A 21,882-nucleotide genomic window follows, 5' to 3' on the forward strand; every position below is an offset into this window, starting at 1 on the left:
GTCGTGACACACAGTCCCTTCCACCCGTACCTCCGTCGGCGGCTCGTCTGGCTGGCCACCGTCGTGGTGGCGGCCACGCTGCTGGTGGCCGTACCGGCCCCGGCGGTGGCGGCCGGCCCGTCGGTGGGGCTGCCGCAGATCCCGTCGGTGCCGGTGAGCGCCGAGACGATGGCGGGCCGGCCGGTCGACCCGGCGACCGGGGACGCGCTCGGCGGCGACCAGTCGGCCGGCGGGCAACTGGCCGGCGGGGGCGATCCCACCGCCAGCCCGCTGTCGCCGTCGGCGACCTGGTCCGTCTCGACCCAGTCCGGCGACTTCGAGTGGTCGTATCCGCTGCGGGTGCCGCCGGTCCCCGGTGACCTGGTGCCGGAACTCGCGCTGTCGTACCGGTCGTCGACGGTGGACGGCCGGACCAGCGCGTCCAACAACCAGCCGTCCTGGATCGGCGACGGCTGGGACCTCAACCCCGGGTTCGTGGAACGGGCGTACGGCGCCTGCGCCTCGGACAGGGAGGGCGGCACCGTCCCGCCGACCACCGGTGACCTCTGCTGGCGCAGCGACAACGCCACCGCCGGCTATCCGGGCGGCGGCGGTCAGCTGGTCCGGGACGACACCAGCGGGCAGTGGCGGGAACGCGCCGACAGCGGGGCCCGGGTCGAGCGGCTCGGCGGCGCCGGCAACGGGGACGACAACGGCGAGTACTGGAAGATCACCACGGTCGACGGGACCCAGTACTTCTTCGGCTCCCGGCCGGCGGCCCGGTCGACCTGGACGGTGCCGGTCTTCGGTGACGACACCGGCGAGCCGTGTCACGGCGCCAGCTTCACCGCGTCCCGCTGTGACCAGGCGTGGCGGTGGAACCTGGACAAGGTGGTGGACCCGAACGGCAACACGATGCTGCTCACCTACCAGACCGAAACCAACTCGTACGGGGTCAACCTGACCAACACCGCCGTCCCGTACGTCCGGGGCGGCTGGCTGGAGCGGATCGAGTACGGGCTGCACGACACGGCGGCGCAGACCCCGGCGGCCCGGGTGCTGTTCGGGGTCACCGACCGCTGCGTACCCGGCGCCACGTGTGCGCTGGACCGGCCGGAGAACTGGCCGGACACCCCGCTGGACCGGCGCTGCGTCACCGCGACCTGTGCCGACCAGTGGTCGCCGACGTTCTGGACGACCAAACGGCTGGCCACCGTCACCACCCAGGTACGCCGGGACGGCGGCTTCACCGACGTGGACCGTTGGACCCTGGAGCAGCAGTACCCGAGGCCGGGGGACGGGGAGGACTCGGCGGCGCTCTGGCTGCGGTCGATCACCCACACCGGGCTGGTCGGCGGCACGGAGGCACTGCCGCCGGTGACGTTCGAGGGCACCCCGCTGCCGAACCGGGTCTACCAGGAGGATCATCTGTCGCCGCTGTTGCGGTACCGGCTCACCGGCATCGTCGCCGAGTCCGGCGGGGTGATCTCGGTGCACTACGCCGAGCCGGACTGCGTACCGGGCCGGTCGATGCCGACGGACCCGCACAGCAACACCCAGCGCTGCTTCCCGGTGACCTGGAGCCGGCCCGGGCACGACGACCGCACCGACTGGTTCCACAAGTACGTGGTGTCGACGGTGACCCTCTCCGACCGGATCAGCAGCAGCACCGAGCAGGTGTACGCGTACGAGTACCTCGGCGGCGCGGCGTGGCACCACGACACCTCCGAGTTCACCCCGGCCGACAAACGGACCTGGAACGAGTTCCGGGGCTTCGCCCAGGTCCGGGTCCGGCAGGGTGTGCCGGACGACCCGGCGGGCCCGGTCAGCCGGGTCGAGCAGCGGTTCCACCGGGGCATGCACGGCGACCGACTGCCCGGCGGCGGCAGCCGGTCGGTGACGGTGACCGACTCGGAGGGGGTGGGCTACCCGGACCACGACTGGCTGCAGGGCTTCGAGCGGGAGGCGGTCAACCACCTCGGCGACAGTGCGACGGTGGTGGCGAAGACGCTGACCGAGCCGGTGTGGCGGGGGCCGACCGCCGCCCGGGGCGGCCTGCACGCCTACCAGGTGCTGGCCGGCACCGAACGGCAGTTCACCACCCTGGAGCAGGGGCGGCGGGAGACCCGGGTGGTCACCGGGTACGACGACCGGGGGCTGCCCACCGTCGTCGACGACCTGGGTGACGTCGGCACCGCCGACGACGACCTCTGTGTCCGGACCACGTACCTGCGGAACACCTCGGTGTGGCTGCTGGACACCCCGTCGCGGGTGCAGACGGTCTCGGCCCGGTGCTCGGTCACCCCGACCCTGCCCGGGCAGGCCGTCTCCGACGAGCGGTACTCGTACGACGGCCGGGCCTGGGGCGAGGCGCCGACCGCCGGCAACCGGACCCGGGTCGAGGTGCTGGACCGGTACGACGGCACCGAGCCCCGGTACGCGCCGCGCTCCACCGCCCGTTACGACGTGCACGGGCGGCCGGTCGAGGTCGGCGACGGGTTGGGGCGGACCACCCGGACCGGGTACAGCCCGGCCGTGGGCGGGCCGACGACCGGCACGACGGTGACCGACCCGATGGGTTTCACCACGACCAGCGTGCTCGAACCGGCGCTCGGGCAGCCGGTGACGGTGACCGACGTCAACGGCAACAGCACCGACACGGCCTACGACCCGCTGGGTCGGGTCAGCGCGGTCTGGTCGCCGGACCGGCCACGGAAGTGGAACCACGCGCCGGCGCACCGGTTCTCCTACCTGGTCCGCCGGGACGCGCCGACCGTGGTGACCACCACCCGGGTCGGCCCGAACGGCAACCCGGTCAGCCGTAACGAGTTGTACGACGGGCAGCTGCGGCTGCGCCAGGTGCAGGTGCCGGCGGTCGGCGGTGGTCGGCTGATCACCGACACCCGGTACGACTCGCAGGGGCGGGCGTACAAGACCACCAGCCCGTACTTCAACGACCGGCCGCTGGACACCACCCTGTGGCGGGCCTCCGACGTGGAGGTGCCCGGGCTGACCGAGACGGTCTTCGACGGCGCCGGCCGACCGGTCGAGTCGGTGTTCAAGGCCGGTGCGGTGGTGCGGTGGCGCACCCTGACCCGGCACGGCGGGGACCGGACCCATGTCACCCCGCCGGCCGGCGGCACCCCGACCACCACCGTCCAGGACGGGCGTGGACGGACCGTCGAACTGCACCAGTACCGGGGGGCCACCCCCACCGGCCCGGCCGACGTGACCCGGTACGCCTACACCCCGCCCGGGCAGCTGGCCCGGGTCACCGACCCGGCCGGCAACGCCTGGAGCTACCGCTACGACCTGCGGGGCCGCCAGGTCCGGGCCGAGCATCCGGACAAGGGCGGGACGCGGATGGACTACGACGCGGCCGACCAGCTGACGTCGGCCACCGACGCCCGGGGCCAGACCCTCGCCTACCGCTACGACCGGCTGGGACGGCTGCTCACCCTCCGGTCCGGCGACCACGACGGACGGCTGCTCGCGGAGTGGACGTACGACACCGTGCCGGACGGCTTCGACGGGGTGGTGAAGGGCCAGCCGGCGACCGCGACCAGCTACGACGCCGACGGCAACCCGTACACCCGGGCGGTGCTCGGCTACACCGCGCGCTACCAGCAGCGGCAGACCTCGGTCACGGTCCCGGCCGTCGAGGGTGTGCTGGCCGGCACCTACGTCTCGCACCTGCGGTACAACCCGGACGGCAGCCTGGCCGGGCAGAGCCACCCGGCGGTCGGCGGCCTGCCCGCCGAGGAGGTCCTGTACACCTACGACGACGCCGGCCGGCCGCTGACCACGCACGGCGGCCCGGACGGTACGACCGTCCACTACGCGGCGGGCAGCGACTACACCCGGTACGGCGAACTGCAGCGGTTGCAGCTCGGCACCGGGAGCCGACGGGTCTGGCTGTCCCGGTACTACGACCCGGCGACCCGCCGGCTGGACCGGGCGATCGTCGACGCCGAACTGCCCCGACCGATGCAGTCCGACCTGCACTACCGGTACGACGAGATCGGCAACCTGACCGGGATCGCCGACACTCCGCTGGAGCAGCCGGCGGACCGGCAGTGTTTCCGGTACGACAGCCTGCGCCGGCTCACCGAGGCGTGGACACCGGCTGGCGACTGCGCCGCCGAACCGTCGACGGCCGGGTTGGCCGGCCCGGCGCCGTACTGGCACTCGTTCCGGTACGACCCGACCGGCAACCGGACCAGCCGGGTCGAGCACACCGCGACTGGGGACGTCAGCACCGGCTACCGGTATCCGGAGGCTGGCGCGGACCGCCCGCACACGGTCCTCGCCACGACCGGCCCGGAGGTCCGGACGTACGGGTACGACGCCGCCGGCAACACCGTCGCCCGGGGTGACCAGCGGCTGGACTGGGACGAGCAGGGCCGGCTGGCCGCGGTGACCGGAGACGGGTCCACCACCAGCTTTGTCCACGATGCGGCCGGGCAGCGGCTGGTCCGGCGTGAACCGGGTGCGGTCACCCTGTACCTGGGCAACCAGGAGGTCCGGTTGGACCGCTCGACTGGCGCGGTGACCGCCACCCGCTACTACCGGCACGGCGGCGAGACTGTGGCGGTGCGGACCGGAGCCGGGCTGACCTGGCTAGCCGCCGACCACCACGGGACCGCACAGGTGGCGGTCGACTCGGTCAGCCTGACGGTCACCCGGCGTCGGTTCGACCCGTTCGGCAACCCTCGCGGCGGCCCGCCGGCTGCCTGGCCGGACGACCGGGGCTTCGTCGGCGGGATCGTCGACGCCGGCACCGGCCTGACCCAGCTCGGCGCCCGCGCCTACGACCCGGGGCTCGGCCGGTTCGTCTCCGTCGACCCGGTGCTCGACCCGGGTGATCCGCAGCAGATGAACGGGTACGGGTACGCCAACAACAACCCGGTGTCGATGTCCGACCCGGCCGGTACGTACCACATCGTCGACCACGAGGGGCGGATCCGGGCCCCGGCCGCCCCGGGCTGGACGGAGAAGGCGAAGCAGCGGGTACGGGCCCAGGAACGCCGTTGGGCCTCGTACTACCGGTCGCAGCGGCTCCGGGAGCGGACGCAGCGGTCCTGCCCGCCCGACCGGGACTGCCGGTCGCCGCACGAGAAGGCCCGGGCCGCCGCCGAGGCGGCCCGGCGCCGGCAGGCCGCCCAGGCGTTCGCCACCCTGATGTCCCAGCTCGACGATCTCGATCCGACAAAACTGCTGGAGGATCCGAAACGGATCCGGAACCTCTACAACCTGGCGATGAAGGCGGCCGGGGGCCTGGAGTTGCCGATCGACCTGCAGTCGGTCTCGTTCTGTGGCCAGGTCGAGGGCGGGGCCGGGCTCGGGGTCGGTGAGGAGTTCTGCGTCAACGCCGACAGCAGGGGCGTGACCGCCAGCGTGTCGGTCGGTGCCGGCCTGGAGTTCGGCGCGGACATCGACGCCTCGATCGCGCTGAAGTTCAACAACCATCCCGCGGACCAGGTGCACGGCGAGGGGGTGACCCTGGACCTCGGGGTGGACGCCGGTGGTCTGCTGCACGGTGGGGCACGGGCCCAGTGGGCCGACCCCGGTTTCAGCAAGGAGGGGGCGACACCGGACTCGATCCTGGTCAAGTTCGGCGTCGGCGTCGGGTTCAGCGTCGGCAGCCTGCGGCGCTCGGCGTACGCGGAGAACACCGGCTATCTCGGCCACCTCTGCCGGGGGTACGGCTGCTGACCGTTTCCCCTGATCCGCCGGCGGCGGCCGTACCCTCCGACGGCCGCCGCCGGCCCGTCCGGTCACGGGTTAACTCGACCCGATCTCCACCACCTTCGCCCACTCCGGCGGCGAGTCCGGTACGTAGTCGGGGTCGTCCTCCGACCACGACTCCCGCTGCCTCGGGAACAGCCCGACCACGGTCCGGCACGCCGGCCGCTCCTGCGGCCAGCGCGTCTGCCCGTCGGTCAGCACCACCACCACGTCCGGTCGCGGTCGGGTCCGCAGCGCCCGGGCGAAGCCGGTACGCAGGTCCGTCCCGCCGCCGCCGACCAGTGGCACACCCTCGGCGCGGCACAGCCGGTGCACGGTGTGGGCGGCGGCGTCGCAGGGCAGCACACTGACCAGGTCGCGTCGACCGCCGACCGCGCGGGCGATCGCGGCGACCTCCAGCAGCGCGCTGCCCAGTTCGGCGTCGCTGACCGACCCGGAGGTGTCGACGACCACGCAGACCCGGGGCGGCCGGCGCCGCAGGCTCGGCAACACCACCCCGGGCAGGCTGCTGGAGCGTCGCGCCGGCCGGCCGTACGTGTAGTCCTCGCCCGCCCCCTGACCGGTGGCCGCCGAGCGGATCGCCGCCCCGAGCAGGTCCCGCCACGGCTGGGGCGGATGGAACGCCTCCTCGGCCCAGCGTTGCCACCCCTTCGGCACGTCGCCGGGTCGGGCGGAGATGCCCTGCGCGACCCGGAACCGCACCGCGTCCCGCTCCTGCGGGCTGAGCCCGTACGCGCCGTCCGGCCCGAGGTCCCACTCCCGGTCCAGTCCGTCGGCGCCGCTGCCGCAGTCCAGCCAGACCAACCCCTGGGTACGTGGCCCGAGCGTGAACTCGCGCAGGTACTCCTCCATCAGCAGGCCCTCGGCCAGGCCCAACAGCCCCGGTACGGCGGCGTCGCCGGGGCGGGGCAGGCCGTCCCCGTACACGTCGTCGTTGATCTCGAAGTCGGCGGCGATGTTCATCCGCAGCCGTTCCCCGGGGCCGTGCAGGTCGCGTTCGGCGGCGACCCGGTCACCACGGCCGTGGTGGTCGCGGAGCAGGTGCGAGACCTCGTGCACCCAGACCCCGGCCAGCTTCTCCACGCTGCTCCGGGCCACGAACGTCGGCGAGACGTAGCACCGCCAGTGCCGGTCCACCGCCATCGTCGGTACCCGTCGGGACTCCACCGGCCGCAGGGCGAACAGCGCGGCCGCCAGGTACGGCCGGACCCGGGCGGCATACAGTCGGGCGGCGAAGAGCTTCGGGAGATCCAACGCCGTCGGCGGTCCGACCGGTACTGTGTCAGCGGTCACCGGCCGCTTCCGACGACGGTCCTGACCCGGCCCGCGACCTGGTCCACCCGTGCCGTCAGCGACACCACGTCGGTGAGGCGTTCGATCGACGCCGGCACGTCCCAGTCGGCCCGGCGCAGGGTGGCGAGGGTGGTGGCGGGAACGACCACCAGATCCGGGGCCCCGGTCTCCAGGACCCGGGCCAGCAGGGTCCACGCCGCGTCCCAGCGGGACCGTTCCGGACGTTTCCGGACCGCCTCCACCACCCCGTCGAGTACGGCCTGCCGCAGGTCGCCGCGTTCCGGCAGTTCGACACCGGTCGGGTCGGCAAGGACCGTCTCCGGGTCCGGCAGGTCCAACCGGTCCAGGCTGGCCAGCAGCTCCAGTCCGGGACCGTCCCCGACGGTGCCCCGGACCAGCAGGGAGAGCACCTCCCGGGAGGTGCCGGCGGCGGTGGCGAAGGCGATCAGCCGCAGCGTCATCTCCCAGCTGCGCGGTGACGGCCAGGCGCCGCCCTTCTGCGTCTCGGTGCGGGGCAGCCGGTGGACGAAGGTGGGGCGGGCGGTGAGGAAGGCGCAGACCGCCCGCCGGGCGAAGGCGACGGCCTCGGCCAGCCGGTCCGGGTCGAGCCGGGGCAGCGTCGCCGCCGGCCAGGTGCCGCCGAGTCCGCGTACCACCACCTCGTGCTCGTACGTCCAGTGCAGGTGGACAAAACGGTTCGCCAGCGGGGCGCTCAGCTCCCAGCCGTCCGCCGCCGACGAGCGTGGGTTGGCGGCGGCGACGATCCGGACGCCGGGCGGCAGCCGCAGCGCGCCGACCCGTCGTTCGAGCACCAGGCGGAGCAGGGCGGCCTGCACGGCCGGCGGTGCGGTGGAGAGTTCGTCGAGGAAGAGCAGCCCCCGGCCGGCCCGGACCAGGCGTACGGCCCAGTCCGGCGGCGCCATCGGCACACCCTGTACGGCGGGGTCGTCGCCGACCACCGGCAGGCCGGCGAAGTCGGACGGTTCGTGCACGCTGGCGATCACCGTGGTCAGCGGCAGGTCGAGGGAGGCGGCGAGCTGGTTCAGGGCGGCGGTCTTGCCGATCCCCGGCTCGCCCCAGAGCAGGACCGGCAGGTCGGCGGCGACGGCCAGGGTCAGTGCCGTCAACTGGGTGTCCGGGCGTGGCTCGGTGGTGGTGTCGCCGAGCAGGGTGAGCAGCTCGGTGGCGATCCCGAGCTGGTCGGTCGGGTGGGGTGTGGCGGTCGCGGAAGCAAACAGAGTGGACATATGTGATCACCGTTGTGGGGTCGGGCCGGCCCGACCGGAGGCCGTGCCGGCTGCCGGGTGAGGAGACGCGCGGAGGTGGAGATGGCTACGGGTGCAGACGGAGCGGACGCTGGTCCGGGTCAGCCGGCCCGCGGGTGACCGAATGGCGTGCGTTGCGCGGGTGTCCCCGATGGTCGCGGGGACGGTGGGCGGGCCGGGTGTGGATGGAACGTGTGGTGTCGGCCAGACCGGCCCGGAACAGTCCGTACGAGACCTGCCGGAGTGCCGCCGTCGCCAGTTCGTCCCGCAGTACGCCGTCGGGCAGCGTCGCCTCGGGGCCGAGCAGGTTCTCGACGACGGTCAGCGCGCCGACCGTGTCGCCGTGGTCGAGCCGGGCCCGGATGTCGGCGAGCTGCTCCGGTTGCCGGTGCACCTCGTCGATCGCCCGCAGACAGGCCAGCGGGGTGCCGGTCAACGCGGCCAGCAGCTCCTCACGGCGGATCTCGGCCGGGTCGTGGTCGAGTGGTACGAGGACGCCGTCGACCAGGCCGATCCGGTGCTGGGCGCCGCGACACTCGACCAGGCGGGGGCCGGTCGGTGCCTCCACCGGCCCGGCCGTCGGGTGGTCCGGTGCCAGCGCCGCCGCGACCAGGGGATGCAGCCGGTCGGCTCCGATCAGCCCTTCCCGCAACAGGAGCACGTCGGGTGGCACCCAGGTCGCGGCGTCCGGCAGCAGCGGCAGCCCGGTGGTGTGGCGGGCGGCCGGGCCGGAGACGAGACGTACCCCGTCCGGCCCGCCGGTCAGCTCCAGCAGCAGCCGACGCCGGCCGCCCAGTCGTACGGCGACAGCGCCGGCGTCGACCCGGTTCTCCGCCCGGAGCAGGAGGGCCGCCTCGTCCGCCCACCGGTCGACGGCGTAGCCGAGCTCACGCAGCCCGGCAAGCTCCGGGTCGAGTGTGCTCTCGCCGGCCGGAACGTCCAGGCCGGCCCGGGTCCGTAGTTCGGCGCTGCGCCGCGCGTCCCAGAGGTGACGGTGCAGGTCGAGCCGGAACCGGGGATTCGGGCGGCGGTGCGGGTGGGCGGCGGCGTGGTTTCCGGGAGCCGCCTCGTCCCACAGGGCGAGGCTGAACCGCTGGCCGCCGTCGGCCCAGCCCGGCGGGGTCCGGGCGACGAGGTGCACCGTGCCGCCGCCGTCCCGTTGGTACCGGGCCAGTGGCAGGGTCAGGCCGGGGCGGACAAGCCCGTCCGGTGTGACCCTCGGCAGGTGCCACCGCAGCAGGTCAGGGGCCAGATGTCGAAGGTCTGTCCGGAGTCGGGCGGCGAGTTCCCGCCCGTGGCTGCGAGCCACCGCGCGCAGGTCCAGGTCGACGTCGACCCGGGCGGCGGCACACGCGCCCGCCCAGTCGCCGACAGCACGGCGGGCGGTCGCTGATCTGATCATGGACTGCGGCACGGCGTACTCGCGTACGTGCCGCCAGAGGGAGAGACGGGGCTGTCCGTTCACAGTGGAGCGCATCAGCACTCACCTTCGGTGAACGAGACCCCCAATCCGTACGAAGAGGTGTTCATCGCCGGGGAGCATACCGTCCAACGGGCCGGCCAGCCAGAGCACGACCGACGGTGGACGGCCACCGCCGGCCCGGGCACCCGGGCCGGCGGCCTCCCACGGTCGGCTCAGAAGCCGGTCAGCCGCAGCTCAGAAGCTGGTCATCCCGGCGCCGTGCGGATAGAGCGGGTTGCCGTAATTCGTCGCCGGCGGCTGCCCGGCGTTGATGCTGGCCCGGATCTGTTCCCGTTGCGCCGTGGTGGCGCCCAGGTCGTACGGCAGGTCCCAGGCCTCGTTCGCGTCGGCCAGCACGTCCGCGCCACCCGGCCGGAGCACCTGGTCCAGACTGCGCGGCAGCTGCCAGGGCAGTTTGCCGCGCGGGCTGTAGTCGCCGAAGAGCAGGCTGGCCAGCGCCGGGCCCATCTCCTCGCCGCCCCGGTAGGTGACCACGATGGCGCTGGCCAGGTCGTGCCACTCGGTGATCACGTACGGCCGGGGGAGCACCAGCGCCACCACCACCGGGATGCCCCGGGCCCGGAAGTTCTGGATCACGGCGAGCTGGTCCGGCGGCAGGTACGGCTGCTCCTTCACCCAGCTGGTGGCGTGCGTGTAACTGGTCTCGCCGACCGCCACCACCGCCAGTTTCGGCGCCGGCCCGTCGTTGGCGTACACGTTGACCCCGGCCTGCGCGGCCCGGGCCTGGACCGCCTGCAGGATCGTCTTCGAGCCGTACTCGGCGTGGAAGAAGCTGGTCCAGACGCAGCAGGCGGCGGTGTCGTTCGCGCGCGGCCCGGCGACCACGATGTTGTCGCCCGGGTTCAGCCGGATCGGCAGTGCGCCGCCGGTGTTCTTGAGCAGGGTCATCGCCTCCCGTGACGCCTGGTTTGCCAGCGCCGTGTAGGCCGGGGTGTGGAAGCGGTACGGACCGTTGACCGGGTCACCGTACGGGGCCTCGAAGATGCCGAGCTGGAACTTGATCCGCAGTACCCGCCGGACCGCGTCGTCGATCCGGGCGGCGGGCACGTTCGCGAGGAACGTACCGATGGAGAAGCCGGCCGCGCCCGGGTCGGCGCCGCCCATCACGTCGGAGCCGGCGTTCGCCGCGCCGACCCAGGAGCCGGACGGCAGCCAGTCGGTGGTGATCAGGCCCTGGAAGCCGAGGTTCTGCCGCAGGTAGGCGAGGATCGGCGCGCTGTCACCGGCACCCGGGCCGCCCGGGTCGAGGTACGAGCTGCCGGCGTATCCGGGCATGATGTTGACCGCGCCGGCCTCCATCGCGGCCCGGAACGGGATCATGTGGTACTTGATGGTGACCCCGTCGAAGACGATCAGCGCCTCGCCGCCGGCCCCCTCACCCGGCCAGTGCTTGACGGTGGCGAGCACCGACTGCGGGTTCAGTTCCGGACCGCCCTGCAGCCCGGCGACCAGGGCCCGGACCTGGGCGGCGGCGACCTGCGCGTCCTCGCCGTTGCCCTCCTGGATACGCGGGTAGAGGACCTTGGTGCCGACCTCGGCGAGCGGCCCGAGCACACCCCGGGTGCCGACCTCCAGCTGTTCCCGGCGCTGCAGGTCGCCGAGCCGGTAGTCCAGCGGGTAGTTCTTCGCGGCGGCCAGCGCGCTCTGCATCGGATAGCTGGTCTGGTAGCCGTGGATGGTGTCGCCGGCCGAGACCGGCGGGATGCCGAGCCGGGTACCGGCGGCGGTGAGCAGGATGTTGTGCATGTCCTGTGCCTGTGCCGGGCCGAAGTGCCAGCCCGAGCGCGGGAACGCCTGGGCGTTGTAGAACATCTGGTACGCCTTCTCCTCGGCCGTCATCCGGCCCAGCAGGTCGGTGACCCGGGTCTCGACCGGCAGCCGCCAGTTCTCGTACGGCTCGATCGTGCCGTTGAGGTTCAGGTCCCGGGCGCCGTCGACGATGTTGACGCCGTCGGCGACCGTCTCCAGCGTCGGCACGTACACGCTGAACCGGCGGATGTTCGAGGTCAGCGGGGTTCCGCCGGCTGTGGTGACGTACCACTTGTACGTCCACCGGTCCGGCAGGTCCCAGCCCGGCGTGTACGACGTACCGGTGGTCTCGGCGACCCGGGTGTAGAGGTCGATCAGGTTGCCGGCGGCGGTGAAGTCGTAGTCGGTCCGGCTGACGTTGATCCACACCTGGTAGCGGTTGGCGCCGGCGACCGCGGCCCAGGAGAGGGTGGGCCGGCGGGTGGTGGTGACCATGGCGGCGTCGGCAGGGGCGGTCAGCGCGAACTGGTTGACCGTGTCGGGCGCCCGGGTCGGGCCGGAGAGCAGCGGCGGGGTCGTGGCGGCGGTGTCGACGGTGCCGTGGACCTGGAACTCCCAGAGTGAGTAGCCGTAGCCGGTTGCCCGGGCGGTGCCGTGGAACCGCAGGTAGCGGCCGGTGCCGGTGACGGTGAGCTGTTCGACGCCGCCCTGCCCGGTGGTGGTGGAGTAGATGGTGGTCCAGGTGGTCCCGTCGTTCGAGGTCTCCAACCGGTAGCCGGTCGCGTACGCGCCCTCCCAGTTGAGCACCACCCGGTCGACCGTGGCCACCCCGCCGAAGTCGACGCGCAGCCACTGCGGGTCACTGAACTCGCTCGACCAGCGGGTGGTGGTCCGGCCGTCGAGCGCGGCGGCGGGGGCGTTGCCGCCCTCCCAGGAGGAGGCGGAGACCTGCTTGAACTCGGAGATCGGCTGGCCGGTCGGCGGGTCCGGGTTGCCGCCGGTGGTGCCGTACACCCGGAACTCCCAGAGTGAGTAGCCCCAGCCGGTGGCCCGGGCGGTGCCGTTCATCCGGACGTAGCGGCCGGTGCCGCTGACGGTCAGTGTCTGGGTGCCGCCGGTCCCGGTGGCAGTGCTGTGGATGGTCTGCCAGGGGCCGTCGGGGCCGGCGGCGACCTGGATCTGGAAGGACCGGGCGTACGCGCCCTCCCAGACGAGTTCGACCTGGTCGACCGTGGCGGTGCTGCCGAGGTCGACTCGAATCCACTGTGGATCGCTGAACTGGCTGGACCAGCGGGTGCCGGGGTCGCCGTCGGTGGCGGCGGTGGCCGGGGTGCCGTCGTTCTCGACGGAGGAGGCGACGGTCGGCCGGCCCTGGGAGATCAGCGGTCCGGCGGCGGCCGCCTGCGGCGCGGGGCCGGCGAGGTGGCCGGCGAGCAGGGCGAGCAGCGCGATGACGGCGTACCCGAGGTGGCGGCGGTGACGGGCGGGGGACCGGGGTGGGGGTGTCGGGGTTGACGGCGGTACGGGTGTCGGCATGGACGGCTCCCGGGTGCGCGGTGGCGGGGGTGAGCGCGCCTGCGGTGGGGGACGGGGCAGAGAGCGCTCTCTACAGAGTCATCGCACGCCGTCGATTGGTCAAGAGCCGTGTGAAGATGTGAGCCGAGCGCATCCCGCCCTCTGGGGCCGTACGGTGCCGGAAGTGCTGGCAGCCCGACGGACCCGGGTTCCGAGAGCGCTCTCTCGCTCGTGAACGGGCTCCCGAGGAGTGAAACTCAGCTGGACCGATCGCGCTTGAGAAGACGATCTGTACTGGCAGACCCAGGACCGCAAGACCCTCAAGCGCATCAACGCCCTGATCGCGGACATCAAGCGGGACCCTGACGGGCCGGGCATTGGTAAACCGGAGATCCTCCGGAACAACCTCGCCGGGCTTCGGTCACGTCGTATCGACGACGAGCATCGGCTCGTGTACGCCGTCGAACCGAATGAGACTACGATCATCTTGTGCCGCTACCACTGCGAATGAGGCTGGTCGCTGGCGTTCAGATCGGGTCGGGCAGGAGCAGCAGATGATCAGCGATGCAACGCTCGTCCGGATCAACGAGGGTGTGCAGCTGCACCACCAGCAGGGCCGGCGTGAGGCCGCTCGCGACCTGTTCGCGCAGGTCTGGGACGAGATCGGCGGGGAGCAGGGCGATCCGTTGCACATCTGCGTCCTCGCCCACTCGATGGCCGACGTGCAGGACGACGTACGCCAGGAACTGATCTGGGACCAGCGGGCGCTGGCGGCGGTCGACCGGCTCACCGACGAGCGGATCGCCGAGGCCGGGGTGCCGATGTCGGTGGCCGGCCTGTATCCGTCGTTGCACCTCAACCTGGGTGAGTGCTACCGCAGACTCGGCGACCTCGACCGTGCCCGGGAGCACCTCCGGCACGCGCAGGCGGGGATCGGCGCGCTCGGCGACGACGAGTACGGAACGTTGATCAGGGGCGGCCTGGAGCGGCTGGCCGGGCTGCTGGCCGCCGAGTAGGCGCGCCCTGCCGGTTATGCTTCCCGAATGCGGGTGCTCTTCGGATCGGCGCCGTTGCTCGGACACGTACTGCCGATGGTGCCGCTCGCCGAGGCGCTCCGCGACGCCGGGCACGAGGTGCTGATCGCCACCGGTGCCGAAGCGCTCGCCGTACGCCGGACCGGGCTGCCGGTCGAGGACGTCGCGCCCGGGTTCCGGTTCGAGCGGATCGCCCAGCGGACCATCCTGCGCCATCCGGGACTCGCGGTGGCCGAGCTGACCGGTCGGGCCGGCACCCGGGTGGTCGGACTGCTGTTCGGCGCGGTCAACGACCAGCTCACCGACGGGCTGGTCGCGCTGGCCGACCGCTGGCAGCCGGACCTCGTCGTCCACGAGCCGCTGGCCGTGGCCGGAGCGTTCGCCGCCGTACGCCGGGGTGTGCCGGCGGTGTTGCACGAGAACTCGCTCTACGACGGCCCCGCACTGGTCCGGGCGACGATGACCCGGCTGGACCGGACCCGACGACGGGCCGGAATCGGTGACCTGCCGCCGAGCGCCCTGACCCTCACCATCGCGCCGCCGAGTGTGGTCGGCGCCCGGGACGGCGAACCGATGCGGGGTGTGCCGGCGCGGGGCTTCGGCGAGCTGCCGGACTGGTTGGCCGCACCGGGCGAGCGTCCCCGGATCCTGGTGAGCCGCAGCACGGTGGCGGGGCCGGGCGGCGGCAATCTGATGACCGCCGTGGTCCGGGCGGCGTCCACGATAGACGTCGAGGTCGTGCTGGTTCGCCCGGACCGCCGGGTGCTGCGCCGGGGCCGGCTGCCGGAGAACGTACGGACCGTCGACTGGATCCCGATCAACGCGGCGCTGCCGTACTGCGCCGGGGTGGTGCACCACGGCGGGGCTGGTTCGGTGCTCGGCGCGCTGGCCGCCGGCGTACCCCAGCTCGTGGTGCCCGGGCCGGGCGACCGTCGGCACAACGCCGACCTGGTCGCGGCCCGGGGTGCCGGGCTCGCCCTGCCCGAACGGGCGATCACTGCGGCGGCGCTGGACCGACTGGTCAGCGACCGGGCCCTGGCGACCGCCGCCCACGAGGTACGCCGGGAGATGGCCGCGATGCCGACCCCCGCCGACCTGGTACCCCGCCTCGAAACGTTGACCGGCTGATCGTCGGTCGGGTGGCGGGCAGGTCCCGGCGGGCGAGCCCGAGCTGCTCGGGCGAGCTGCGAGCCAGGGCAGGGTTCAGGCGTCGGGCATGTCCGACGGGTCGACCGGGCGACGGGATCGGGCGGCTGCCTGACTCAGGCCCGGGTGGACGCCGGCCAGGTTGCCGCTGTGCTCGGCGAGCCGCTGCAGGACGGCGACGAGCTGTTCGCGTTCGGCGGCGTCGAGCGGGGCGAGGATTTCGTCCTCGTGCTGGTCGGCGACCCTGCTGGCCCGAGGTAGCAGCTCACGGGCCGCGTCGGTGAGGTGGACGGCGTGAGCGCGGCGGTCGTGCGGATGCCGCCGGCGTTCGACCAGACCGCGCTCCTCGAGATCGTCGAGCAGGCCGACCATGACCTTGCGGTGGATGCCCAGTACGTCCGCGAGCTGTTGCTGGGTGCTTCCCTCGCCGCGCCCGAGATGCATGAGCAGCCCGAAGTGGTTCGGTGCGATGCCCAGCGGCGCCAGCCGCGCGGCGAACGTCTGCGCGATGTGGAACCCGAGCTGGGAGAGCAGAAAGTTGGCCCGGCCGACCAACGGCCGGTGCGCGCCTGATGTGGAGTCGTCGGACACCCGAACATTGTACGGCCAAGTAATTGTCCTGTACGGTAACAATCACTGAGGTTCCGTATCTGGGGAGATGATGATGAGACTGACTGTCTTCGGCGCGACCGGTGGCGTCGGACGCCAGATCGTGCGCCAGGCGCTCGACCAGGGGCACGCGGTGACCGCGGTCGTCCGCGACCCGGCCCGCCTCGACGTGCGGCACCCTGAGCTGACGGTGGCCGTGGTGCCGGCCCTCGACAACGCCGACACGTTGGCTCCGACGCTGGGCGGTAGCGACGCCGTCCTGTCCGGAGTCGGCCCGCGCAAACGCAACGACGGGCCCGTCGCCTCCACCGCCACCCGGACGATCCTGAGCGCCATGCACACCGCAGGCGTCCGCCGCCTCGTCGCGGTCAGCGCCACGCCGGTCGGCCCGGTCCCCGACGGGGAGAGCTTCCTCAACCGCCGCGTTCTCCTGCCCGCCATCAGCGCCCTGCTCAGGGACGTCTACGCGGACCTGCGTGTCATGGAGCAGTTGATGGCGGACAGCCCGGCGGACTGGACGGTCGTCCGGCCGCCGAGGCTGGTGGACAAACCGCTGACCGCGCGGTACCGCACCGCGATCGACGGCAACGTCGCGCGGGGTTACACGATCTCGCGGGCCGACGTGGCCCACGCCATGCTCGCCGCCACGGGCGACCCCGCGACGATCCACCGGGCGATCGGCATCGCGTACTGACCGATCGCACCGGCGGTTGATGCCCCGCCCCGACCGGGGAGAGCCGACCTGTCCGCCGCACCCGTCGGCAGGTCGCCAAAACCATGATCACGTTGTCATGCGGCGGGTGCCGGCTCGGTGGGCTGCGGTGTGAAGAAGCGGACGATGTCGTCTGCCGCGGTGGGGGAGAGCATCATCGCCTGGACCCGGGCGGACATCTCGGCGATCGGGTGGATCCGGGCGAACATCGCCTCCTCGTACGCCCGGATCGCCGAGTCGGGGTCGGCGGGGTTGGTGGCCAGTGCGGTGGCGAGTTCGGCGCCGTCGAGCATGGCCTGGTTGGCGCCCTCGCCGACCGGCGGCATCAGGTGGGCGGCGTCACCGATGAGGGTGATGCCCGGCTGGTGCGTCCAGCGCGTACCGGTGGGCATCGCCTCGATCCTGCGCGGGGTCGGCGGGCTGTCCGCGGCTTCGATGAGTGCGGTGAGTCGGGGGTCCCAGCCGTCGAAGATTTCCCGCAGGGTGCGGGTGCTGCGGTAGGTGTCCAGGTGGCGGTCGTCGGCGGGTAGCGAGATCCCGACCCGGATGCCGCCGTCGCCGAGGCGTTGTGCCGCCAGGATCCGGCTCACGCCGACGCACCAGAGGTTTCCGGGGCCAACCAGCTCGGCGAGATCCGGATGGTGTCGGTCGGCGTCGCCGATGGTCAGCTCCACCAGGGTGGCGACGGGGGAGAGCGGCGCGTCGGTCAACAGCGACCGGACGACCGAGCGTGCGCCGTCCGCGCCGACGAGGAGGTCGCAGTCGGCGCGGTGGCCGCCCTCGAACGTCAGCCCGAAGCCTCCGTCGCTTCGTGGTGTCGCCGCGACGAGCCGGTGCTGCCAGGCCACCGTGTCGGCGGGGAGTGAATCGAGCAGCAGATCACGCAGTGCGGCGCGGTCGATCTCGGGGCGTCCGGAGAACGAGCCGGGTTCTGGTCTGTGGTGCACGAGGGTGCGTCCGGCCGGGTCGAGGATGCGGTGCTCCTCGCCCTCCGGCCGTGCCTCGGACCGGAACCGGTTGGCGAGGCCTGCCGCCGCCAAGGCCCGTTGCCCGGACTCCGGGTGCAGGTCGAGCGATCCGCCCTGTGGTCGCGTGGACCGGCTCGCCTCGCGCTCGTACACCACCGGGTTGATGCCGTGGAGGTGCAGGATTCGGGCCAGCGTCAGGCCGCCGAGGCCACCGCCGACGATCGCGATTCGTGTCATCATCTCCCTTACCGTACGCTGTACCTCATGGATACACCGTACGGTAGCGCACCGCTGCCCGTCTGGGAACGGCCCGAGCCCCGGCCCCGGGCGGCGCCGGTGCCGCTGAGCCGAGCGAAGATCGCTGCCACGGCGATCCGGATCGCCGACGCCGACGGCCTCGACGGGCTGTCGGTACGCAAGATCGCCAAAGAGCTGGGTGTCGGTCCGATGCGGCTCTACGACTACGTGCGCAACAGATCCGAACTGCTCGACCTGATGGTCGACGCCGTGTACGCCCAGATCGCCGAGGCCGGTCAGCACGCCGAGTGGCGGGCCACCGTGCTCGCCATCGCCCAGGCGACCCGCGAAGCCGCTCTTGAGCACGAGTGGTTCGCCGACCTGCTCGGGGCAAGGCCACACCTGGGACCACACGCGCTCGCCGTGGGTGAATCGACGGCGGCGGCGCTCAGCCAGGCCCCGGGCGTACGTAGCATCGACGACCTCCAGCGGGCGGTGGGCGCCCTCAACGCGTTCGTCGTCGGCGCGCTCCGCAGGGAGATCACCGAGCGACGTACCGCCCGGTCCACCGGCACCGACCTGTCCGCCTGGCAGGCCGCCCTCGGGCCCTACCTGTCACGCATGCTCGAAACAGGCCGCTACCCGACCGTCGCCCGGCTCGTCGTCGATGGCGCCCACCTCGACGCCGAGGAAACCTTCCACCACAACCTGAGCACCATCCTGGACGGTTTCACCGGCCCGCCCCGGAGGTGACCTACCGCTTGTTGACCTCAACCAGGCTTCAGATGCTTCGCTGTCGGCCATGAACCTCGACGGCCTGCGCGTCGCTGTCACCGGCGCCGCACGTGACACTGGGCGCCTACTGGCCGAAGCCTTCGCCGAGCGCGGTGCACAGATCTTCCTCTCGGCCCGCGACCTGGCTGCGGCCGAGCAGGTCGCGGACGCGATCAGCCGGCGGGGGCCAGGACGGGCTGATGCCTTCCACTGCGACCTCGCCGTACCGGAGTCGGCACGCGCGTTCAGCACAGCCGTGGCCGAGCGGACGAACCACCTGGATGTGCTGATCAACAATGGTGCCCCGTACCTCGACGGTGACGATCTGGGGGACGTCCCGGACGACAGGATCGAATCGGTCATGGCCGCGGGCGGGACCGGCACCGTGTTGCTGACCAAACATCTGCTGCCGCTGCTCCGGGCATCGGCGCGGCCCGACATCGTCAACATGATCTCCGCGTGTGGCGAGGTGGGGCACCGTCGTTCGGGCGCGCATCCCGCCTTCTACGCCGCCAAGCACGCCCACGCCGGACTCGCCGAGATCCTGTCGCACCGACTCAGGCCGGAAGGGATTCGGGTGATCTCACTCTTCCCGCCGGATTTTGTCCAGGAGGGGCCCCGACAGGCGGACCGCGACCTCACCGCGCGGTCGGTTGTCGACTGCGTGCTGTTCGCGGTCAGCCAACCACGGGACTGTTTCATCCGCGAGTTCCACTTCGAGCAGGTTCGGCAGGCGCCCACACGAACTCCCCCCGAGTAGTCCTAACCGCTCGACGGCGGACGGCGCGCCAGCTCGATGGCGAAGGTGTCGGTCGCGTCATGTCGGCAATCGCCCGCATAGCGGCCGCGTGCCCCTCCGCGGTCGCGAAGCAGACGCGCCAGAAGGTGCTGGGCGTACTTGTCACCGCCCTGGGCACGCTCACGTAGCTCACCGTCGCGGCCGTCCTCGTTCAGGAATCGGTCCAACCGGCGCCGCGCGTGCACGTCGGTCTCGGCTCGATCAACCAACTCGCGCAGCAGCCCGGCCTTGACCAGCAGATCCATGTGCCACAGGTGTGCGTTGTGCCGGTAATAGTCGTCGCTGTAACACTCGGCGAACCCGCCCACAACGGCGATCGCGGAAGCCCAGTCGCCGCGCGCTTCGGCCGCTTCCGCCGATGCCTGGTCGAACCACGCTGTCACCACACCAGTATGGCCTCCGGTCGCGGTCCACTCTCTGCCGGAGACCGGGCGACGTGACGATTTGGTACGACTCCGCGGGGATCCGGAACTCGTGGGAGGTGCGGGTCCGACGCACATCCCGAATCCGCCAGGTGACACGTCGTCGATCCGCCACAGGGGCGAGGCGGTGATCGGCCCTCGATCGTCGTCGTGTTCACTCTGACGGTGGATCGTCAACGGCTCAGCAGCATCGCGCACACGCACCACCCGATCGCGGCCCCGATCTTCGGTGTCAACGTCAATCGGCTGCTGCGCCGCGCGGACCGGCAACCGTCGGCACGTATCCTCGACCTCGGCTGTGGGGAGGGAGCCTGGGCACTGCAGGCCCTCGCCCACTACCCCGACGGCCACGCCGACGGCGTCGACGTCAGCCCGTACGCCCTCGAACGCGCCGAGGCCGCCGCTGTCGAACGTGGCCTCGCCGACCGGCTGACGCTGCACGAACGTGACGCCCGGACGTACGTGCCGGACGGTGACCACGACCTCGTACTGTGCGTCGGATCGACGCACGCGTTCGGCGGGTTTGCCCAGACGTTGGAACTGGCCGGTCGGCACGTGAATTCCGACGGCATCCTGATAGTGGGTGAGGGCTTCTGGCAGGCTCCGCCGACGCCGGAGGCTCTCGTCGCGCTGGATGCGACGCCGGAGGATTTCACCGATCTTGCCGGCCTGGTCGACGTCGCCGAACAGGCCGGGTGGACCCCGGTGTACGCCCACGTCAGTGACGGCGCCGAATGGGACGACTACGAATGGTCGTGGACCGGCTCCCTCACCGAGTGGGCGCTCGACAATCCCGGCCATCCTGGAGCTGCCGAGGCGCTCACCGTCGCCCGGGAACACCGTGACGGATGGCTGCGCGGGTACCGCAACGTGTTGGGTTTCGTGACGCTCGTACTGCGGCGTACCGGGTCCTCGACGGTTTCCTGAGCCGCACGTACCGAGCGGCTCGCCGCACACCCGACCGCGGGTTGGGCGCCAGCGCTGGCACGCCCTCTCGTCGGTGCGTCGTGGCATCGGGCTGGGCCATGGATCATCAGGGGACGTTCCGTGCTCTGGCTGTGAGGGCGCGCCTCCGCTCTCCAACACGCTGTCCAGGTGGCGTGCCACATGGAGGCTGGGCGTCTTGCGGCCGGTCTCCAGCTCATGGAGGTGGCCCTTCGATCGGTGGCTGATCCGCGCCAGGTCGCGCAACGAGAGTCCGCGCTGCCGCCGCAGGTCACGCAGGATCTCGGCAAACTGGGGGTCGACAAAACGCGGCATGGCGTACCTCCCAGGGACGGGCTGGGGGTGGTGGCAGGCCCAGGGCTGTCACCCTGGACCGCCATCTCGGACGGTACACCGCAGCGCCGACGTGCAGAGCATCACCACTCGACAGAACGTGATCTTCCGGGTACGGGATTGCCAGGTGCGGGTCCCCCGATCGGGGGACGTACCGGTGCGCCGGACGCGGGTGCGGACCGGAGTAACGGCCGGTAGCCGGCCATCGGCGAACCTGGATACCGTGACGGTACGTCGATGTCGAGGAGCCGTCATGGGATACGAGGTCGGGCAGGCGGTCGTCTGTGGCGAGGACGGTGCCACCATCGTCCGGGCGATCACCACCAAGGAGGTCGCGGGGAAGACGTGGACGAGTCTTGTCCTCGGCTATCCGTTCGACAGTGACGAGCCGGAGATGATCGCGACACCCCTGATCGACAACGACAGCCTGGCGCCGTTGTCGGAGGTGCTCGGCCGCGGTGGCGTACCGGCGGTGCTGGAGGTGCTGGCCGCCCCGGTGCCGGACAAGGAGCCGACGACCTGGGGGTCGGTGTTCGACACGTACCTGACGATGATCGGCGGGATCACCGCGGACGCCGGCCGCGACGGCATGCCGGCGGTGCTGGAGGCCCGCCAGGTCGCGCAGGTGCTCCGGAACCTGACCGTGCGCAGCCAGCGTGAGCCGCTCGACCCCGGTATGAGCCAGCTGTTCGCGCGGGCCCGGGCGATCCTGGTGTCCGAGGTCGCGCTCGGCGCCGGCCTGAGCCGGCAGGAGGCGGAGGCGGCGATCGACGAGGCCCTGGCGATTCACCGACCGTAGTCGGAACCTGTCGGCGGGTTGCCGTCGATCGTCACCTTTGGAATGCTGCTGCAGACCCTCGTCGATGCCGTG

16 protein-coding genes and 1 pseudogene are annotated in these 21,882 nt (G+C 72.2%); 9 read left to right on the forward strand and 8 right to left on the reverse strand.

What is annotated here, in order from left to right; all coding sequences use genetic code 11:
• The first annotated feature begins 3 nt into the window (after nucleotides 1-3).
• A complete protein-coding gene (locus ABGB21_RS07910) occupies nucleotides 4-5,694 on the forward strand; it encodes an RHS repeat-associated core domain-containing protein (RefSeq protein ID WP_347677086.1) in 5,691 nt (1,896 codons plus the stop codon).
• Nucleotides 5,695-5,763: 69 nt separating this feature from the next.
• On the opposite strand, the gene ABGB21_RS07915 is transcribed toward ABGB21_RS07910, so the two are convergent.
• The 4 genes from ABGB21_RS07915 to ABGB21_RS07930 all read right to left on the reverse strand — a co-directional run bounded on the left by ABGB21_RS07915 (nucleotide 5,764) and on the right by ABGB21_RS07930 (nucleotide 13,053).
• Nucleotides 5,764-7,020 carry a VWA-like domain-containing protein gene (locus ABGB21_RS07915; protein ID WP_347655775.1) on the reverse strand — a complete coding sequence of 419 codons (1,257 nt, stop codon included), beginning with the start codon at nucleotides 7,018-7,020 and terminating at the stop codon, nucleotides 5,764-5,766.
• Nucleotides 7,017-8,267 carry a MoxR family ATPase gene (locus ABGB21_RS07920; RefSeq protein WP_347655774.1) on the reverse strand — a complete coding sequence of 417 codons (1,251 nt, stop codon included), beginning with the start codon at nucleotides 8,265-8,267 and terminating at the stop codon, nucleotides 7,017-7,019. The genes ABGB21_RS07915 and ABGB21_RS07920 overlap by 4 nt, the downstream gene beginning before the upstream one ends.
• 85 nt (nucleotides 8,268-8,352) lie before the next feature.
• Complete coding sequence (locus ABGB21_RS07925) at nucleotides 8,353-9,762, reverse strand: hypothetical protein (RefSeq protein WP_347677088.1); 1,410 nt, start codon at nucleotides 9,760-9,762, stop codon at nucleotides 8,353-8,355.
• Nucleotides 9,763-9,942: 180 nt separating this feature from the next.
• Nucleotides 9,943-13,053: a discoidin domain-containing protein gene (locus ABGB21_RS07930; protein WP_347677090.1), complete on the reverse strand. Its 3,111-nt coding sequence runs from the start codon at nucleotides 13,051-13,053 to the stop codon at nucleotides 9,943-9,945.
• A 268-nt stretch (nucleotides 13,054-13,321) separates the two neighbouring features.
• Between ABGB21_RS07930 and ABGB21_RS07935 the strand changes: the two genes are divergently transcribed.
• Genes ABGB21_RS07935 through ABGB21_RS07945 form a run of 3 tightly spaced genes read left to right on the forward strand, consistent with a single transcriptional unit; the run spans nucleotide 13,322 to nucleotide 15,194 of the window.
• Nucleotides 13,322-13,543, forward strand: a complete 222-nt coding sequence (locus ABGB21_RS07935) for a Txe/YoeB family addiction module toxin (RefSeq protein ID WP_347655792.1) — start codon at nucleotides 13,322-13,324, stop codon at nucleotides 13,541-13,543.
• Between the two features lie 43 nt (nucleotides 13,544-13,586).
• Complete coding sequence (locus tag ABGB21_RS07940) at nucleotides 13,587-14,048, forward strand: tetratricopeptide repeat protein (RefSeq protein WP_347655770.1); 462 nt, start codon at nucleotides 13,587-13,589, stop codon at nucleotides 14,046-14,048.
• A 27-nt stretch (nucleotides 14,049-14,075) separates the two neighbouring features.
• On the forward strand, nucleotides 14,076-15,194 hold the full coding sequence (locus ABGB21_RS07945; RefSeq protein WP_347677092.1) for a nucleotide disphospho-sugar-binding domain-containing protein: 1,119 nt from the start codon (nucleotides 14,076-14,078) through the stop codon (nucleotides 15,192-15,194).
• A 75-nt stretch (nucleotides 15,195-15,269) separates the two neighbouring features.
• On the opposite strand, the gene ABGB21_RS07950 is transcribed toward ABGB21_RS07945, so the two are convergent.
• Nucleotides 15,270-15,803 (reverse strand): MarR family winged helix-turn-helix transcriptional regulator, encoded by a 534-nt coding sequence (locus ABGB21_RS07950; RefSeq protein WP_347677094.1) that lies wholly within the window; start codon nucleotides 15,801-15,803, stop codon nucleotides 15,270-15,272.
• A 73-nt stretch (nucleotides 15,804-15,876) separates the two neighbouring features.
• Between ABGB21_RS07950 and ABGB21_RS07955 the strand changes: the two genes are divergently transcribed.
• Nucleotides 15,877-16,515: an NAD(P)H-binding protein gene (locus ABGB21_RS07955; protein ID WP_347655767.1), complete on the forward strand. Its 639-nt coding sequence runs from the start codon at nucleotides 15,877-15,879 to the stop codon at nucleotides 16,513-16,515.
• A 95-nt stretch (nucleotides 16,516-16,610) separates the two neighbouring features.
• Here ABGB21_RS07955 and ABGB21_RS07960 read toward each other — a convergent pair whose 3' ends face one another.
• Nucleotides 16,611-17,741 carry an NAD(P)/FAD-dependent oxidoreductase gene (locus ABGB21_RS07960; protein ID WP_347677096.1) on the reverse strand — a complete coding sequence of 377 codons (1,131 nt, stop codon included), beginning with the start codon at nucleotides 17,739-17,741 and terminating at the stop codon, nucleotides 16,611-16,613.
• 24 nt (nucleotides 17,742-17,765) lie between these two features.
• On the opposite strand from ABGB21_RS07960, the gene ABGB21_RS07965 reads away from it, so the two are divergent.
• Both ABGB21_RS07965 and ABGB21_RS07970 read left to right on the forward strand, forming a co-directional pair.
• A complete protein-coding gene (locus ABGB21_RS07965; RefSeq protein WP_347655765.1) occupies nucleotides 17,766-18,491 on the forward strand; it encodes a TetR/AcrR family transcriptional regulator in 726 nt (241 codons plus the stop codon).
• 49 nt (nucleotides 18,492-18,540) lie between these two features.
• A complete protein-coding gene (locus ABGB21_RS07970) occupies nucleotides 18,541-19,272 on the forward strand; it encodes an SDR family oxidoreductase (RefSeq protein ID WP_347655764.1) in 732 nt (243 codons plus the stop codon).
• A 2-nt stretch (nucleotides 19,273-19,274) separates the two neighbouring features.
• On the opposite strand, the gene ABGB21_RS07975 is transcribed toward ABGB21_RS07970, so the two are convergent.
• Nucleotides 19,275-19,694 (reverse strand): hypothetical protein, encoded by a 420-nt coding sequence (locus ABGB21_RS07975; RefSeq protein WP_347655797.1) that lies wholly within the window; start codon nucleotides 19,692-19,694, stop codon nucleotides 19,275-19,277.
• A gap of 204 nt (nucleotides 19,695-19,898) precedes the next feature.
• Here ABGB21_RS07975 and ABGB21_RS07980 point away from each other — a divergent pair, with 204 nt between their 5' ends.
• Nucleotides 19,899-20,660 carry a class I SAM-dependent methyltransferase gene (locus ABGB21_RS07980; RefSeq protein ID WP_347677098.1) on the forward strand — a complete coding sequence of 254 codons (762 nt, stop codon included), beginning with the start codon at nucleotides 19,899-19,901 and terminating at the stop codon, nucleotides 20,658-20,660.
• Between the two features lie 153 nt (nucleotides 20,661-20,813).
• Here ABGB21_RS07980 and ABGB21_RS07985 read toward each other — a convergent pair.
• A pseudogene (locus tag ABGB21_RS07985) lies at nucleotides 20,814-20,993 on the reverse strand (helix-turn-helix transcriptional regulator); the annotation flags it as partial.
• 271 nt (nucleotides 20,994-21,264) lie between these two features.
• On the opposite strand from ABGB21_RS07985, the gene ABGB21_RS07990 reads away from it, so the two are divergent.
• A complete protein-coding gene (locus ABGB21_RS07990) occupies nucleotides 21,265-21,810 on the forward strand; it encodes a hypothetical protein (protein ID WP_347655762.1) in 546 nt (181 codons plus the stop codon).
• Nucleotides 21,811-21,882 lie beyond the last annotated feature (72 nt).

Source organism: Plantactinospora sp. B24E8 (assembly GCF_039871735.1).
Classification (GTDB): Bacteria; Actinomycetota; Actinomycetes; order Mycobacteriales; family Micromonosporaceae; genus Plantactinospora.

Bases quoted from the DNA above. Each gene is read 5' to 3' on its own strand.
- ABGB21_RS07920 (WP_347655774.1), bottom strand. From the start codon at position 8,267: ATGTCCACTCTGTTTGCTTCCGCGACCGCCACACCCCACCCGACCGAC.
- ABGB21_RS07925 (WP_347677088.1), bottom strand. From the start codon at position 9,762: ATGCGCTCCACTGTGAACGGACAGCCCCGTCTCTCCCTCTGGCGGCAC.
- ABGB21_RS07930 (WP_347677090.1), bottom strand. From the start codon at position 13,053: ATGCCGACACCCGTACCGCCGTCAACCCCGACACCCCCACCCCGGTCC.
- ABGB21_RS07940 (WP_347655770.1), top strand. From the start codon at position 13,587: ATGATCAGCGATGCAACGCTCGTCCGGATCAACGAGGGTGTGCAGCTG.
- ABGB21_RS07945 (WP_347677092.1), top strand. From the start codon at position 14,076: ATGCGGGTGCTCTTCGGATCGGCGCCGTTGCTCGGACACGTACTGCCG.
- ABGB21_RS07955 (WP_347655767.1), top strand. From the start codon at position 15,877: ATGAGACTGACTGTCTTCGGCGCGACCGGTGGCGTCGGACGCCAGATC.
- ABGB21_RS07960 (WP_347677096.1), bottom strand. From the start codon at position 17,741: ATGATGACACGAATCGCGATCGTCGGCGGTGGCCTCGGCGGCCTGACG.
- ABGB21_RS07965 (WP_347655765.1), top strand. From the start codon at position 17,766: ATGGATACACCGTACGGTAGCGCACCGCTGCCCGTCTGGGAACGGCCC.
- ABGB21_RS07970 (WP_347655764.1), top strand. From the start codon at position 18,541: ATGAACCTCGACGGCCTGCGCGTCGCTGTCACCGGCGCCGCACGTGAC.
- ABGB21_RS07990 (WP_347655762.1), top strand. From the start codon at position 21,265: ATGGGATACGAGGTCGGGCAGGCGGTCGTCTGTGGCGAGGACGGTGCC.